This window comes from Pseudocitrobacter vendiensis (assembly GCF_943590815.1).
Taxonomy (GTDB): Bacteria; Pseudomonadota; Gammaproteobacteria; order Enterobacterales; family Enterobacteriaceae; genus Pseudocitrobacter; species Pseudocitrobacter vendiensis.
The window spans coordinates 162,580-178,313 of the sequence record NZ_CALSBS010000005.1 but is presented as its reverse complement, the minus strand read 5'-3'; the positions used below and the strand labels follow the sequence as shown (position 1 = coordinate 178,313).

The window sequence follows — 15,734 nt, the reverse complement described above, 5'->3', positions numbered from 1 at the left end:
TGCGGCTATCGAAAATTAAACAGGTAGCGCAATGAAACTCTCCCTCGAACAGGCCGGGCTCGATAACACCGGCACGCGTCCGGTTACGGCACAGTTGCAGCAGATGATTGATACCCTGGCGGCGGCTGGCGGCGGCACGCTGACCATCCCGCCCGGTATCTGGTTGACCGGCACGCTGGTGCTACCTTCCCATTTTACCTTGCACCTGGAGGCCGGGGCCTGCTTGCGCGCAAGCCCGAACGTGGCGGATTACCCGGCAGACCTGACGCAGTCTATGGCCGAGTTGTCACATATGGCGCTGTTGTACGCCCGCAATCAGCAACAGATTACCCTCAGCGGGGAAGGGCGCGTGGAAGGCAATGCGGCTGCCTGGTTTGCGCCGCAGGCGGATGCGCAGGGTTATCGCCAGCCTGCCGCGCAGCGCCCGCGTCTGCTGGTGCTGGAAGGTTGCGAGCAGGTGCGCCTTTGCGATATCACGCTGGCGGATTCGCCGATGTGGACCGCGCATCTGGTGAGCTGCAAACATATTTTCATTCATCGCTTAACGATTGATAACGACCTGGCGCTCTCTAATACCGACGCGCTGGATCTCGATAGCTGTCAGTTTGTGCATATCAGCGACAGTTACTTCAGCGCTGCCGATGACGGCATTTGCCTGAAAACCACCCGTAAAGCGCCTGCATTACAACAGCCAACCCGCCACGTGGTGGTGAACAACTGCATCATTCGCTCGAAAAGCTGCGCCATTAAAGTGGGTACTGAAACGGCGGCGGATATCAGCCATATCGTCGTCAGCAATTGCACCATTTTTGAGTCCAATCGAGGCATCGGCCTGGTGTCGCGCGATGGCGGCGTGTTCAGTCAGATGAGCTTCAGCAACATTCTGTTCGATTGCAGTCACGGTCATCCATGCCATTGGGGAAAGGCTGACCCGGTGTATCTCTCCGCCCGCCGTCGCGACCCGCAGGTTGCCGCCGGGCAGATTCAGCACATCACCTTCAGCAATATTTCCGGCATCAGTGAAGGGGCAATCAACCTGCACAGTGAAACCGCAGGCGATATTCATGACGTCACGTTCAACGGCGTTCAGCTACAGCAGGTGCAGGGCGATGCGCAGGAGCAGGGCTGCTTTGACGTTCGTCCACCGTGTAACCCGGCGAAACCGACCGGGATGGGGCTCGATAATGCCTATCTGGTGAATCCGGAAACCGGGCGTGCATGGGGCGTCGAGCTGTATCCAGGCGGGCTCCCGGCGTTGTATGCCGATGGCGTTACTGGGCTGGTGCTGCGTGAATTCAACGCTGTGCGCCCGACGCCGCTGCCTGCGGGCTGGCATTCGCAGGACGTCGTGATAGTGAACGGAAAATAAGCATTCAGAGCGGCGGCGCGGCTCTGGGGCCGCTATCGCCGGATGTCAGTTTAAGGGGATGGAAAAATGATAAAAAAAGTCAGGGAGATAAAACTCCATAACTATGTCTGTTACGGCCTGGCGGATGTGATTGGCTCGGGAGCCTTTACGCTGGTCAGCGCCTGGTTGCTGTTCTTCTTAACCACCTTCTGCGGCCTGACGCCAATTGAGGCCGGGTCGCTGTTTGCGGTCGCGCGTATTGTCGATGTGATCATGTGCCCGCTAATGGGCTACATTTCCGATAACTTCCACAAAACCTGGCTGGGCCGCCGCTTTGGCCGTCGCCGCTTCTTCCTGCTGCTCAGCATTCCGCTGGTCTCGGTGTACAGCCTGCTGTGGGTTGAAGGCTTCAATTACTGGATGTATCTGCTGGTCTACATTCTGTTTGAAATCGTCTATTCGATGATTTTGATTCCGTACGATACCCTATCGGCGGAAATGACCTCCGATTTCACCAAACGGTCGAAACTGACCAGCGCGCGTATGTATATCGCGCAGTTTGCAGGATTTACCGCTGCGTTTCTGCCAGGGCGTCTGATTAACTATTTTGGTTCCGATTCAGCGGATTCCTTCTTTTACGCCGGGGCAATTTTCACGGTGTCGTTTATGGTCGTGCTGTTCTTCGTCTATTTCGGCACCTGGGAACGCTCACTCGAAGAGATCGAACAAAGTGAGCGCACCATCGACGCCGCCGAGAAACTGCCGCTTTCCACGCGTATTTTCAATATCTACTACGACTTTGTTTCTACGTTAAAAATCAAAACATTCCGTTCCCACCTGGGTATGTATCTGGGCGGTTCCGTGGGGCAGGATATCTTTAACTCCGTCTTCACCTACTTCGTGGTGTTTGCGCTCTCTACCTCGTCGATTGTGGCTTCAAACTTGTTGAGTGCGATTAACGGCCTGCAATTCTTCGGTGTCGGCGTCGCCACCTGGCTGACCCTGCGCTACTCGCCGTCTCGCGCGTTTGCCACCCAGGCCAGCATGGCGTTAATTGCCTTTGCTTTGTTCACCTTTACCTACCTGAGCGGATCAACCAGCATGGCGCTGCTTTATCTGGCAGCAGGGATTGCGGGCCTGGCGCGCGGCGGTATCTACTCCATTCCGTGGAACAACTACACCTTCGTGGCGGATGTGGATGAAATTCTTACCTGTAATCGTCGTGAAGGGATTTTTGCCGGCTTTATGAGCCTGCTGCGTAAAGCTTCTCAGGCGCTGTCTATCTTCCTGGTGGGCGTAGCGTTGCAGATGTCCGGTTTTGTTACCGGTCAGGCGAGCCAGCCACAATCAGCTATCAACATGATCCTTGCCATTATGATTATTCTCCCGGTGATCCTCACCGCGTGGGGTATCTGGTCTGCCTTCCAGTTCAAAGTGAATGGTCGTACCCATGCGATTCTCAACGATGAAGTGGCGCGCCTGAAACAGGGGGGCAGTAAAGCGACAGTCACCGCCGAAACCAAAGAGGTTATTGAGTCGCTGACCGGCATGCCTTACGAGCAGTGCTGGGGAGATAACACCGTCGGCTGTGTAAACCGCAGCCTGATGAAAGCGAAAGAAAACGCGGTGCAGTTGAAGAGCGCGTAATTATTGACCCGCCCGGCGCACTGTGCGCCGGGCTTACTTTTTGGCTGATATTTATGACTGAACATAGCGTGTACCTTCAACAAGGGATCTGGGCGCGAATTGGCCTTCCTCGCCAGCTGCTGTGGGGCTTTATTGGCGTCTTTTTGTTTATTACCGGCGCGACTATCGAGCAAAGTTGGCTCGCGTCGCTGTTGCAACAGCGCGGCTTTGACGCACGCGACATCAGCATGATGTCGTCGGTCTTCGGCCTGTGCGTGGCGCTGGTTTCCTGGTTCTCCGGGATTGGCGCAGGCGTGCTGGGGATTCGTCGCCTGATGTGGGCGGCGACGCTGGTTTATTTTATCGGCTCGGTGCCGTTTATCTTCTGGGCGCTGCCCAACGGTGACTATCCGTTGATGGTCGCCAGTTATGCGCTGCGCGGGGTGGCGTATCCACTTTTTGCCTACTCGTTTCTGGTGTGGATTAACCAGTGCTGTGAAATGCGCATTCTGGGACGGGCGGTTTCCTGGTTCTGGATTGCTTTTGGCGTGGGCATGACCATCGTCGCACCGTGGTTTTCGGGCTTTATGATCCCGCACAGTGGGGAAACGGCTACCTTGTTGATTGGCTTCGTTTTTGTGCTGGCGGGCAGCGGATGCGCGCTGGTGCTTAACCGGGCACAGCCCGAGCGCGAGTCAGATAGTAAAATCTTACCGGCGCTGGGCGAAGGGCTGATGGTGCTGGCGCGCGAGCCGAAAATGCGCCTGGCAGTGCTGGTAAAAACCATCAACGATATCGGTAAATTTTCACTGGTCATTTTGATGCCGGTTTACCTGCCGCGCTTCGGTTTCAGCATTCAGGAGTGGCTGACTATCTGGGGGCTGGTCAATGTGCTGAATATCTTTGCCGGATACTTCTTCGGTTGGCTGGGCGATACCATTGGCTGGCGTAAAACCGTGGTCTTTTTCTCCGGCACGCTGTGCGGCGCAGCGTCGCTGGCGGTGTGTTACGCCCCTGTACTGTTCGGCAATAGCGGAGTGGCGTTGTTTGCTGCGCTGGCTATTTACGCCATCGGCCTGGGCGCATTCGGCCCGCTGAGCGCGCTGATCCCCGCGCTGCTGCCGGAAAACAAAGGAGCGGCGATTTCCTGCCTTAATTTAGGATCTGGCCTAAGCAACTTCGCCGGGCCGCTGATTGTCACGCTATGCGTCGACCCGCTCGGCGTGGAAGGTACGCTGTGGGTGATTGCGATACTTTATTTCGCCGCCAGTGTGCTGGCGATACCGTTAAAGGTGCCTCAGGAAAAATAAAGTCACTCACCTTGCTGACACAGTGCGCTTTGCCCTTGCCGGATACGGCGTAAACGCCTTATCCGGCCTACAAAATATAAATCGCGTAGGCCTGATAAGCGTAGCGCATCAGGCAATCTTGTAGCTATTACCCGGCGCGTTTGATGAATTCCTAAAAATTCTCAGCGCGCTGGATTTTCATACAACGTTGCGCCTATATATCCGCATCAGGAACGACAGGATAAGGCCAGCTATGTTCAGACAAGGATGGTTATTCGCGGGGATGTGCTTACTGGCAACCTCGGCCAGCGCTGCAGAATACGAGTATCAGTTAAAGGATGGCGAAACCGTTTATCTTTATGACGGTGATGTGCTCTCTCATTTGCCCGACGTCAATTATGTTCGGCTAAGCCGTATTGCCGATTTATCCCGCCCGGAAAACAAAGCTCCTCTGGTAAAAATTAACCCGGATTACTGGTATTGCGAAGAGAGCTGCGAGCACGCCTATGTCAGCGATGGCCACTATGTATTGTGGGCCGGAAAGATACTCCGTAACCCGGAAAATACGCCACGGGTTGACGCGGCTACGTTTCAGGCCTTCGGTGAGTTTGCGGCGGATAAAAAGTCGCTCTATTTTAACGGCGAGCGCACTGACAACAATCTCGGCGATAAGCGTGTCGATATGGCGACGCTTGAAGCCACGGAGATTTACGGGCTACTAAAAGACAAAAATAATCTTTACTTTATGGGGCGCTGGCTCGCAGACGCAACGGGATTCGAAGTACTGGCGTGGCGCGACGATGCTGAACAGGGCTCTTTACTGTACGATCCGGCACGGCATCGCGAGGTGAACGATTCTCTTGCCCGCACGGCAACCCAGGTTTTTGTTAATGGTATACCTATCAATACGGATGCGGACACTTTTCAGGTGGTGCGCTGGATGCCCGGTTCTCTGCTGATTTATCGCGATAAAAACGGCGAGCATGAATATACCATCGGCGATGAAGAGAAAAACTGCCGGGTATTTGATATTCGCTCGGATAGCGTGACCTGGCTTAAACGCCGCTCTACCGTTGGTACTCGCCATGACTGCGTGGTCGAGACGCTGGAGGGCGTCGACCCGGAATATTTTTATCGGCTGAATGAGCGCGTGGGAATTTATAAAGATCGTGTCTATCTGGTGAAATTTAGTTCACTGGAACCGGATGCGAAACTGAGCATTGTTAGCCCGAAAGAGTTTGCTGAGATTAAAAATGAGTATATTACTCCGGAGGAACGTTTTGATCTTCGTGTTTTTCTAAATGCAGATGGGCAGTTATTTCGTCAACCCCTTGGTGCGCGCGATGGCGAAGGGCTTTTACAACAATACATTCCAACATCAGGTCAATGGATACCACTGCGGAATATTACCAATGAAGAGATTGAGTTACTTATTAAAAGCTCTCGTTAACACCCGTAAAATCAGGATGATGTCATGTTAAGAAAGTGCCTTTACCTTACCTCACTGATGATGCTAATCCCAGGTGTGGCGCAGGCCTGTTCCGGTGTTTCATATTCAGCTTTCCTCTATCAAAAATCGGGTAATGGAACGAAATATGTCGTGGGAGAAAGTCGGGATGATTACAATATTCATTTCCCGGATATCCTCTTACCGCAGGTAACATTCAGTCAGTTGCGGCGGGTACCTGATGTAATTATTCATAGATTTGATTCACCTAAAAAGATTAATAACGATTTTATTATGGCCTCGGTCTATTCGCGTGAGCTGAAGCATGGCGGTTGGCGTTTTGACTGGCTAACTGATGGGCAGCATATTTTATGGGCGGGTAAAATTGTGCAAAACCCGCCGGATGCGCCGAAGGTGGATGCTGCCACGTTTCGTGCCTATGGTCGCTTTGCCGCAGACAAAGATAGCCTCTATTTTGATGGTGAGCGCACGGATGATAATCATGGTGAGAAACAGGTGGACTTTGCTTCACTTCAGTCCGTTGGCGGGATCCCTGAGGCTCAGGATGACGCCGATGTGCTGAAAGATAGTCATAATCTGTACTATCGAGGCCGCTGGATAAGCTCAGCCAAGGGTTACGTCATCCTGGGCGTAAAAAGCTGGGAGCAAAACGGGCCGATACGGCCCCGTACCACCTGCGATACGCGATATAACCCCGGCCCGTGGGATACGCTTTTCCGCACCCCAACGCAGGTTTTTCTTAACGGTAAAGCGCTGCCGACCGACCCTGATTCTTTCGCTATCGTGCGCTGGATGCCGGGTACGCTGCTTATCTATCGCGATAAAAACGGCACCCATCGTTATGCCTTCGGCAAAAATTGCCTCGATACCTTTGATATACAGAAAGATAAAGTGACCTGGATAACGCGCGACGCGTCAACCAGCGGCGACGACTGCCGTATTGAAACGTTAGAGGGCGTGGACCCTGAGCATTTTACACGTCTGAACGATAACACGGCGCAATACAAGGATTCACTCTATCAATTTACGTATCGCTCTCCGCTGGATAACACCCTGATTGTGACCAAAATTATCGACCCCGAGCTACAGCTGGAAAGGGGGTTAAATCAATATGGCCAACGTCTCTATTTCGTCGGACGCGATGATGTGCAGACTTTTGATACCGTGGGCGCACTGGTCTGGCTGAAAAAACCCGACGGAACACCTTCCGATACTTTCGCCCGTGATGATCGCTATCTCTATTTTATCTCCGACTCTATGGGAGAGATGGCGCGTATGGAAACGCGTGACCTGGATGCGGCCTACCTCAGTAAAGGTAATCATGATTTAGTCACCGTCGAAGGTAATTATGATTGGCTGAATAATCACTTTACGCCGGTCAGTGAGCTTGACGGGGAAGGCTTGAGCAGTGAGTAGCCGTTTCTGAATCTTTCGGTAAAGATGATTTTTATCAACTATGCTTTTTCCTTAATTCTCTGAAAACAACAGTAAAAGAATGAGGAAAGTATCATGTCTCACGTCAAGCTCTGGGCAGGTTCACTGGCATTTCTGGCTGCCGTGAGCCTGCCGCTTCAGGCGGCGTCTCCGGTAAAAGTCGGCTCGAAAATTGATACCGAAGGGGCGCTGCTCGGTAACATCATTTTGCAGGTGCTGGAAAGCCACGACGTTAAAACGGTCAACAAAGTGCAGCTTGGCACCACGCCGGTTGTGCGCGGCGCGATCGCTTCCGGCGAGCTGGATATCTACCCGGAATATACCGGCAATGGCGCCTTCTTCTTTAAAGATGAAAACGATGCGGCATGGAAAAATGCCCGGCAGGGCTACGAGAAAGTCAAAAAGCTCGACGCTGAGAAAAATCATCTTATCTGGCTGACGCCTGCGCCTGCCAACAATACCTGGACCATTGCCGTGCGTCAGGATCTCGCGGATAAAAACAAACTCACCTCACTGGATGACCTCAGCCGCTATCTGAAAACGGGCGGAAGCTTTAAGCTTGCGGCGTCCGCTGAGTTTATCGAGCGCCCGGATGCGCTTCCGGCCTTTGAGAAAGCCTACGCGTTTAAACTTAACCAGCCACAGTTGTTGTCACTGGCGGGCGGCGATACGGCGGTAACGATTAAAGCCGCGGCCCAACAAACCTCCGGCGTGAATGCGGCGATGGCCTACGGCACCGATGGCCCGGTCGCTGCGCTGGGATTGGTCACCCTGAGCGATCCGAAAGGTGTGCAACCGATTTATGCGCCAGCACCGGTGGTGCGCGAAGCGGTGCTGAAGGAATATCCGCAGCTGGAAAACTGGTTGAAACCGGTATTCGACAGCCTGGATGAGAAAACCCTGCAGCAGCTTAATGCCCGCATTGCGGTAGAAGGCGTCGATGCTAAAAAAGTGGCGGCGAACTACCTGAAAGAGAAGGGGCTGGTGAAATAACATTCCAGGGCGTCTGTGATGACGCCCTGAACGTTTACCCGCCTGTGGTAAGGTTTGCCTGATAGCGGCGATAGTTGCCGTCATCGGTTATCACATCATAAACCAGACGACTTCCTGAATGGAGGGAAGCAGGCCGGCTTATCTGTTCTTCGCCGTGAGGCGCAATCATCATACTGGTTGGTTTCTGCTGGCCTGGAAGATGAAGCGATAAGCTCATAAACCAGGGGGAAGGGTTCGCCACCCGCAACGTCTCTGGGCTCACGCTAAAGCGCAGCCCGCGTTCATCTTTTTCCTCTGGCGGCTGCAAGCCCGCCGGGCGAACGAATATCTTCATGCGCAATCGTAGCGGCAAAATCACTTTTTGCCCTTCGCGGCCGCTTGCCGCGTTATCGGGGGCAATCTGGTATATGTTGAGCCAGAAAAGTGTTTCCCTGTCCTCAGCCAGTCCCTGGCGAGAGGCGAGCATCAGTTTTAAAGACCGAAGCTCGCCCGGGAGCATCTTAAAGACCGGAGGAATGATCACCACCGGCGTAGGGTTCACATCCGGCGTGCTGGCAGGATTGCCATCGTCCGCCCATACCTGAATCACCATCGGCATCGCCCCATCATTAGACAGGTTCAACGAGCGGGCGACATCGCCAGCGCTAAATACGAGCCGTGTGCGATCAACGTTAACTGCGGCGCTCACCTGAGCCGAAAATACCAGCATTAACGCCACCTTACTGAAAACTGACCACCACCTGTAATTGCGCATTGACTGTTCCTGCGGTCACTGTTTGACCGCTAATGGCCTCAAGAGAGGCAGTGAAATCGCCCGTATAAGTTGTCACGGTGTCCGAGGAAACCAGCGTGGTCAGATCTTTATAGGCATACCAGCCCCGCGTATTTCCGGTGCCCATACTGGATTGATCCGGCAACAGATTCAGCGGCGCGCCGTTGCTGTTATAAATCTTAATACCCACACCTGAGGCGACCCCTTTACTGCCGTACTGTGTATCCAGCAGCCATGTCAGGCCACCGCCGGAGGTCACCAGCTTCAGCGTTCGCGCGGCAGCCACCGCGGCGGGCTGATTGACCAGAAAGCCCATGGCTACGTTGGCGGCGCTGGCGGTTGAGGCGCTGGTACTTGATATCGCGCCGGATTCACACTGCAGGCTAACGCTGAACGGAGCCTGGCTGACGTTTCCGGCCTGCAACTCGGCGACGCTTATCGTCGGTAACGGCACGCGCGCGGGATAATCACTGACCTGGCAAATCGCCCCGCGAATATAGGTGACGCTGCCGTAGCTGCCCCATGCGCCCGGCCAACCGGTATACCATCCTGAATAGTTGGAGAGACTATCCGCGCCGTCGGCCAGTGCAGGGGAGATGCCTGGCCCTTTAAAGGCGATATAACCCCGTGGTTGGGTATACGTATCGACGTAGCGCTTTGAGCCTTCGTAACCGTAGGTGGTTGAGGTGATTTTAAACATCTCATAAAGCACGTTACTGAACGCGCTGGCCGGGATGTATATATAGGTTCCGTCGTTGTACCAGTCGCTGGCGGTAAATTTGCGCGATTTCCAGTATCGGCTGTAATACTCACCGGTAGTCAGGTTGGTCATGCGAACAGCAACGTTCTTCACGAAGTCATAGTAAGCGCCGCTCACTTCAGAGGTGGTATAGGCCCCCGCATAAGTTGAGTCGCCGTTGGTAGCATAAAACTCATACAGACTGTCGGCATCCGCAACGGCGCAGCGGAACAGAATCTGATTGGCGGTATAGGGCTTATTGGTGGCGGCGGTCAGGAAACTCCCCACACCGCTACCCAGCAGTGTGCCAGAAGGCTGAAAGTTGGTGCCGCTATTCAGGCTAATGACTGCCGGAAGGCCCACGTTGCCGCTACAGGTATCGCACGCCCCTATCCAGTCAGCGGCCGTATAGCCAGCACTTTTGGCGGCTGCGGAAAGCGAACTCGCAGTGGTCACACGGTAGCAGGTGGCCCAAAGCGACGAACTGAAGAGAATACCAACGAGGATGCTCAGAATTTGAAGCCAGGCGCGCATGATGTTATTCCTTCTCGCAGCGTTGATTTAAGGTAATGATTTGCTTGTCGTCATCGGTGGGAAGTTGATATGTCACGCGGCACCGCTGATGAGCATTCTCGCCCCAACGCACCAGCAGCGAACCCGAAGCCACCGGAATTCGTGCGTAAATTTGCCCGCCCTGGCCTACCATGCCTATCAATGTGCCTTCGCCATCAAGTACGTCGGCCCCCATCGGCGGCAGAACGCCGTTGCCTGTATTGAGGTTTATCAACACCGCTTTTCCTTTCAGAGTATTGAAATTCACCCGCGCGATAGCACCGGAATAGGGCACTACGCGCTGGCTACCGCCGGTAAGCTCGGCATCCGCAGTCATTTGCTGTGTATCGAGGCTCACGTTATTAACACGATACGGTGCCAGTGAAGGCAGAATGGCGTAGCCGAAGCTGTCGACCACTGCGCCCTGGCCGTTCTGTACGCGGGCACCCTGCGCGCCATCCGCATGGATAAGCGCAAAAGTATCGCTGGTGTACGGCCCGAGTGTCACGCCGCCAGGATGCAGAACGATCGTACCCGAGGCACCCAGCCCGGTCTGACGGTAGTTATTTCCCTGGTCATAATTGGCCCGCAACGCGCCGATGCGGGTATTTTCCTGAACACCGGCACCGAACGTTGCGGAACTGCCGGTGCTGCCATCGCGATAGCGCTCATATCCGCCATACATGGACCAGGAGAAATCACCCCCTTCTCCTGAGGAGCCGGTCATCGAGACGGTGGAAGAGCGGCTTTGGCGCGTCTGGTTATAGTTCATGGCGACAGACGAACGGCTTTGCCCCCAATCGAGCGGGATGGAAACAGTCATCGAGACGGTGGTTTCGGTATACTTTTGACGGCTGCTGTCATCATCGGGATCGTTTACGCTGCTATAAAAACGCCCGTAGTCCCATGATGTGCGCTGGCGCGCAACGTTAAAGCCATAGCTGATACGCTGCCATTGATTACTGTAGCCAAGCTGCAACTGCGTAATGCGCGACTGATTATTGTAATAATCCGCTGTGCTGGCGCTCATGTTCAGCGTGCCAAAACCCCATAAGGGCTGGCTTACTGTCGCTGACAGTCGGTTGCGCTGATGCAACGTATCTGAGTAGTAATCTTCACCACTTTTGTTTTCCCGGCGAACGCCCAGCACATCCTGGAGATCGCGAAACCCGCTGGTGGAATAGCGATATGCCGCCAGCACCAGATTCGTGCCGGACGAAAACGTTTTGCTGTAGCTCAACTCGCTACGCCACCCTTGCTGACGATCGCCATTTTCAACCTGCGCATTTGACCACGTAGCGTTCATGCCAAATGCGCCGAGGTCGGTTGCCCACACGCCACCAGCCAGCCATGCCTGATACTCTTTAGCGATACGCGCCCCGGCGTTGAGCGTAAAGTTGTTATTGATGCCGTGTTGCAGCGTGCCTTCAAGAAAGTTGTTATTAACGCTGTAATACTGACGCACGCGTCCCATCGAGAGGGAATAGTGCCAGTTTCCGGGGCGGACCGAGTCGGGCACGGCAGAGTAGGGCACCGTGAAGGTCGATGTTTTACCGTTGGCTTCAACGACTTCAACCTGCAGATCCCCCTGGTTTCGGGTGTTATAGAGGTCGTTAATAACAAACGCACCGGGCGGAACGTTTGTTTCATAGATAGTTTTGCCCAACTGGCTGACGATGACTCGCGCGCTGCTCCCTGCAACTCCCCGTACTTCTGGCGCATAGCCCCGTTTGCCCTGTGGCCACATTCTTTCGTCGGTGGCAATCTTGATACCATTAAATGACAGACTGCCGAAGAGGCTGCTGTCGGTATAGCTATCGCCAAGTGTCATGATGCTTTCAAGCTGCTCAATCGGGCGTTGAACCCAGGTACGCACGCTGTTATAGCGATAAGCCCTGCCGGTTTGGTTATTATCGACATAGCGCAAATTGCCCTGATGGCGTAATTGCCACAGGCCCAGGTTGGTACCTGCGTTAATCCCGCTCCACAAATATTGATAGCGGTAGTGACTGTCGGTATTTTCATTAACCGTATAGCTGGTGTTGTGGCGTAAAAATATCGCTGTTGCGCCACTATCCCACTCTTCTGGCGAGATATAGCCGCGCGGATTGCGCACCAGTTCGGTCATGGGAATGGCGAGCTGTAACCGTAGAGTGGACGACTCGAACTGCCAGCTACCGTCTGGCACCCAGACGGTAAAGGGTTTGCAGGTTGTGGGCTCGTCGTCTTCCGACACGGTCTTAAGCTGTGCGCTTTTCATCAATGAAGCCGTCAGACAGGGTTCCGGTGCACTGTCGGTACCTTTATCTTCAAAGGTCACTTTGACCCCTGTTTTCACCAACGTGTTGTTCACATAAACATCTACCAGGTAGTTCCCTGGGGAAATATGCTGCTGATTAAACTGGCCGATATTTTGACCGTATGCCGACCCCTGAAACAGGGCCGGATTAAAATAGTAATCATCAGCTTGTGCTGCTCCTGCAACAATCAAGGCAATCAGCGAGGTAAGCCGCTTTAAGGGAAAATCAGGGGTACGTGACATCGTAGTGCTCACTGATCCTGGCGCCCTGATCATTAATCGCCGTAAGGATGACGTTGCCCCGACCCGGCAACGGTGCGCTTTTACCGTTCAGCCAAAAGGTTTCACTGGAGAAGGGCGAAACCATATCCACGTTAACCGGGATTTTGCTGCCGCCTGCTTCGACGGTCATATTGGAGAGTGATGCAAACCAGGATGATGTATTTTTTACCTGAATTCCTACGCCTTTATGACCATCGCGTACGGCCGAAACTTGCAGGCTTTTGGTGATATCTCCCGGCGCGGAGAGACCTTCCGGGCGATAAAACAGCTTCACCCGGGTACGTAGCATGATCAGCATTTTGTTTTGCTTTTGATCGCCCGCAACGTTACTCGGAGGAACCTGTAAAAAGTTGAACCAGAAAACGGATTCTCTGTCCTTCGGCAGGGGTTTCGCGCCGTTGTAGACAATGCGCACAATTTGCCCTGCTTTCGCCTGAATGCGGAAAACCGGAGGCGTCGATAAAAAGGGAACCGCATGGCTATTCTGCGGGTTAGCATCGACATTACCTTCATCAAACCACGTCTGTACAACGTAGGGATAGGTGTCGTTGTTTTTCAGTTGAACGTCTACGGAGGAAGCCTTCGCATTGTAAATAATGCGACTACCTAACATGGTGACGCTGGCGTGTGCAGTAGCAATACCGATCACGCTAATGGCTAATAGCCACAGCAAATTGCGATGAAAGACGCGCATTGAAGTCATGGATTCCTTCCGTCAAAAAAAAGGCACAGCACGGGCTGCGCCCTGAAAAGAAAGTTATTGATAAGAGACGGCGTATTGCATGGTCGATTCAACGGTACCTGCGGTCGCTTTACCGCTTGCGTAGTACTGCGCGGTATAGGTTGCAGACGCCTCTTTCTCACCCGCCGCTAGCGTGAGGTCTCCGGTGCCAGTGAATCCGTTGGTCAGGTTAATTTCGGTGCCTTTGGTGTCCAGAATTTGGACTTCAACATTGGCGGCGGTGCCGGTATTGCCCAGATTACCGTTAGTGGTCACCTGATTTCCGACGAACACGGTGGAAATTTTGGTGGCGTTTGTGGTGTCGCCGGTGCAACCGGTAAGGCCAATATCAAAGGTCACCGGGCCTGCGGTATCACCGCTCGCGGCCAGATCGCTGCTGCTCACTGTGGGCAGCAGGACAACGGGCGTCGCCTGGTTACCGTTAATGGCCACGGAACAGGTTTCGTCCGTAACTTCGCCCTGGAAAGTGATGGTGTTATCTGAAAGAGCCATTGCGTTGGCGGATACCAGCAGAGAGCCTGACAGCATAGCTAAGTAACATTTTTTCAACATGATGCGTTTCCTGTTAATCCTGAGTAGACCTGATTGCGTGTTCCATGGCTTCTGCGGGTAGCTTTAAACGCGGGTAAACGAGGTGTTGCAAACCAGCAGTAACATGTACGCAAAGGTTAAGATATTTCCTATGCTGTGTAATCATTAACTATTAACAGGTAAGTATTAAGATTAATATTCTGTTAATAATGCGAATTTGTACGTGGGTATGGTTTTTTACGCTGGAAATGTCAGGCGTCATGTTGTTGGTTAGTAAAGGTGACTTAGGTAAAATCGGCAGTGATAACGACCTGTTTGGGGAGGGATCGCCTTTCTGCTCTCGATTTAAAAGTGGAGAATTTGATCTGAGACAAAAAAGGGCAGCCAGGTGTACTGCCCTTAGGGGAAATTAATGGCTGGGCGAAGGTTTTGGTTCGTTCAGGCTCCAGCATACTTCCGCTTTATTCTCACGAAGCGAGCCGCACAACATCATATACAGGCGGGAAAGATCGTTACTGTATACTCGGAAGGTATTACTCTTAATGACCAATACATACTGGTCGCTACGACATTGCGGGTTTAACGATTGTGCATAACTCAGAATGCCCTTTTTTAAACTCTCTGTATTGGTGTTATTCGGCAAAGGGACGGAGACCATGACATCACAGTTTCCCGCTTCGCCGATGTAAATTTCCCGACGGTCTTCCGGACGATGCTGATACCAGACAGCGAGCGTCATACAAAGCGCAAGTATTGCGCATAAAAGCGTAATGATGGACAGGATTTGGATTTTCCCCGGCGAGAGGGGCGTTTTTGCCGCGACAGGCGGTACTGCCGGTGAGTCATTGTTTTTACTCATTGAAATATCATTGAAAATTTCAATGGGAGTATTCTTCTCAGGTTCGGGAAGCAGTTCAACCATGACCTGTTGATGGAACATAAAGCCCATCTTAGGTACGGTCGTGATGACCTCATCTTCCAGACCAAGGTTACGGAGTATTCGACGTAGTTTACTGATGCAATGATTAAGGTTGTTATTACTGGAAACCATCCCAAAGTCATCCCAGACTTTTTTAAATATTATCTCGCGGTTAATTACTTCCCCTTGATGGCATGTGAGTAATAGTAATAATCGCTTAGTTGGATTAGATATTTGGACCGCGTCTTCGGGAGTCTCTGCAAGAAATAATGTTCCAGAATCTGCATCAAAGATAACTTGTTTGTTAAATAAAAATCTCATAATCAGAACTCATTAAAGGTTTTCTCTTAATGCAAAGAAGAATCATCTCCTTCTGGTAGTAAAACAGTGAAAAGTCTGGCTGTTTATTTTAAATTGTAAAGTGTCTGGTTGGTATCTTAAGTTTCGGTAAGTTCGTTAGATAGACAAAAATATCATATCTGCAACATTTGTTGGCGAAATTTACTGTTTGCATGAAAAAATTAACATTTTTGTGTGGAAAAAAAAGAAAGCTTAATGGTGTTTGTTATGTAAATAAGATTTTTCTATAAATATTAAGGGTTTAATTTTTTAGTTTTGTAAATTATTAAACCGCAGGGTCAGGTGGATTTGCCATATTTTTTCTACTACGCCCAGGAGAGATTAAACAAAATGACCAGGCTAAATCTGGTAATGCGTATAAACTGAAAACTCATCATACG

At 52.4% G+C, this 15,734-nt stretch carries 12 protein-coding genes; 6 read left to right on the top strand and 6 right to left on the bottom strand.

Annotated elements, in window-relative coordinates; all coding sequences use genetic code 11:
• Positions 1 to 31 precede the first annotated feature (31 nt).
• The 6 genes from NMC31_RS08145 (at position 32) to osmF (ending at position 8,158) form a co-directional block, all read left to right on the top strand.
• The gene (locus NMC31_RS08145) at positions 32 to 1,369 is read left to right on the top strand and encodes a glycoside hydrolase family 28 protein (protein ID WP_253897568.1); all 1,338 of its coding nucleotides are present in this window, start codon (positions 32 to 34) and stop codon (positions 1,367 to 1,369) included.
• A 66-nt stretch (positions 1,370 to 1,435) separates the two neighbouring features.
• Positions 1,436 to 2,995, top strand: coding sequence for an MFS transporter (locus NMC31_RS08140; RefSeq protein ID WP_253897567.1), 1,560 nt, complete (start codon positions 1,436 to 1,438; stop codon positions 2,993 to 2,995).
• Between the two features lie 53 nt (positions 2,996 to 3,048).
• A complete protein-coding gene (locus tag NMC31_RS08135; protein ID WP_253897566.1) occupies positions 3,049 to 4,284 on the top strand; it encodes an MFS transporter in 1,236 nt (411 codons plus the stop codon).
• Between the two features lie 232 nt (positions 4,285 to 4,516).
• Entirely contained in the window at positions 4,517 to 5,713 is a 1,197-nt protein-coding gene (locus NMC31_RS08130) for a DKNYY domain-containing protein (RefSeq protein WP_253897565.1), read from the top strand.
• A gap of 24 nt (positions 5,714 to 5,737) precedes the next feature.
• Positions 5,738 to 7,147 carry a hypothetical protein gene (locus NMC31_RS08125; RefSeq protein ID WP_253897564.1) on the top strand — a complete coding sequence of 470 codons (1,410 nt, stop codon included), beginning with the start codon at positions 5,738 to 5,740 and terminating at the stop codon, positions 7,145 to 7,147.
• A gap of 93 nt (positions 7,148 to 7,240) precedes the next feature.
• Positions 7,241 to 8,158 carry a glycine betaine ABC transporter substrate-binding protein OsmF gene (gene osmF / locus NMC31_RS08120; RefSeq protein ID WP_253897563.1) on the top strand — a complete coding sequence of 306 codons (918 nt, stop codon included), beginning with the start codon at positions 7,241 to 7,243 and terminating at the stop codon, positions 8,156 to 8,158.
• Positions 8,159 to 8,192: 34 nt separating this feature from the next.
• On the opposite strand, the gene NMC31_RS08115 is transcribed toward osmF, so the two are convergent.
• The 6 genes from NMC31_RS08115 to NMC31_RS08090 form a co-directional block, all read right to left on the bottom strand.
• Positions 8,193 to 8,912 carry a fimbrial assembly chaperone gene (locus NMC31_RS08115; RefSeq protein WP_253897562.1) on the bottom strand — a complete coding sequence of 240 codons (720 nt, stop codon included), beginning with the start codon at positions 8,910 to 8,912 and terminating at the stop codon, positions 8,193 to 8,195.
• Complete coding sequence (gene stbD, locus NMC31_RS08110; RefSeq protein ID WP_149462437.1) at positions 8,878 to 10,203, bottom strand: fimbrial usher protein StbD; 1,326 nt, start codon at positions 10,201 to 10,203, stop codon at positions 8,878 to 8,880. Before stbD ends, NMC31_RS08115 begins: the two co-directional genes overlap by 35 nt.
• A 4-nt stretch (positions 10,204 to 10,207) precedes the next feature.
• The gene (locus NMC31_RS08105; protein ID WP_253897561.1) at positions 10,208 to 12,763 is read right to left on the bottom strand and encodes a fimbrial outer membrane usher protein; all 2,556 of its coding nucleotides are present in this window, start codon (positions 12,761 to 12,763) and stop codon (positions 10,208 to 10,210) included.
• Positions 12,747 to 13,505, bottom strand: coding sequence for a fimbria/pilus periplasmic chaperone (locus tag NMC31_RS08100; protein ID WP_149462435.1), 759 nt, complete (start codon positions 13,503 to 13,505; stop codon positions 12,747 to 12,749). Before NMC31_RS08100 ends, NMC31_RS08105 begins: the two co-directional genes overlap by 17 nt.
• A gap of 54 nt (positions 13,506 to 13,559) precedes the next feature.
• Positions 13,560 to 14,096, bottom strand: a complete 537-nt coding sequence (locus NMC31_RS08095; protein WP_149462434.1) for a fimbrial protein — start codon at positions 14,094 to 14,096, stop codon at positions 13,560 to 13,562.
• 388 nt (positions 14,097 to 14,484) lie between these two features.
• A complete protein-coding gene (locus NMC31_RS08090) occupies positions 14,485 to 15,315 on the bottom strand; it encodes a winged helix-turn-helix domain-containing protein (RefSeq protein ID WP_253897560.1) in 831 nt (276 codons plus the stop codon).
• Between the last annotated feature and the right edge of the window lie 419 nt (positions 15,316 to 15,734).

Bases quoted from the DNA above. Each gene is read 5' to 3' on its own strand.
- NMC31_RS08125 (WP_253897564.1), top strand. From the start codon at position 5,738: ATGTTAAGAAAGTGCCTTTACCTTACCTCACTGATGATGCTAATCCCA.
- NMC31_RS08135 (WP_253897566.1), top strand. From the start codon at position 3,049: ATGACTGAACATAGCGTGTACCTTCAACAAGGGATCTGGGCGCGAATT.
- NMC31_RS08100 (WP_149462435.1), bottom strand. From the start codon at position 13,505: ATGACTTCAATGCGCGTCTTTCATCGCAATTTGCTGTGGCTATTAGCC.
- stbD (WP_149462437.1), bottom strand. From the start codon at position 10,203: ATGCGCGCCTGGCTTCAAATTCTGAGCATCCTCGTTGGTATTCTCTTC.
- NMC31_RS08105 (WP_253897561.1), bottom strand. From the start codon at position 12,763: ATGTCACGTACCCCTGATTTTCCCTTAAAGCGGCTTACCTCGCTGATT.
- osmF (WP_253897563.1), top strand. From the start codon at position 7,241: ATGTCTCACGTCAAGCTCTGGGCAGGTTCACTGGCATTTCTGGCTGCC.
- NMC31_RS08145 (WP_253897568.1), top strand. From the start codon at position 32: ATGAAACTCTCCCTCGAACAGGCCGGGCTCGATAACACCGGCACGCGT.
- NMC31_RS08130 (WP_253897565.1), top strand. From the start codon at position 4,517: ATGTTCAGACAAGGATGGTTATTCGCGGGGATGTGCTTACTGGCAACC.
- NMC31_RS08090 (WP_253897560.1), bottom strand. From the start codon at position 15,315: ATGAGATTTTTATTTAACAAACAAGTTATCTTTGATGCAGATTCTGGA.
- NMC31_RS08115 (WP_253897562.1), bottom strand. From the start codon at position 8,912: ATGCGCAATTACAGGTGGTGGTCAGTTTTCAGTAAGGTGGCGTTAATG.
- NMC31_RS08140 (WP_253897567.1), top strand. From the start codon at position 1,436: ATGATAAAAAAAGTCAGGGAGATAAAACTCCATAACTATGTCTGTTAC.
- NMC31_RS08095 (WP_149462434.1), bottom strand. From the start codon at position 14,096: ATGTTGAAAAAATGTTACTTAGCTATGCTGTCAGGCTCTCTGCTGGTA.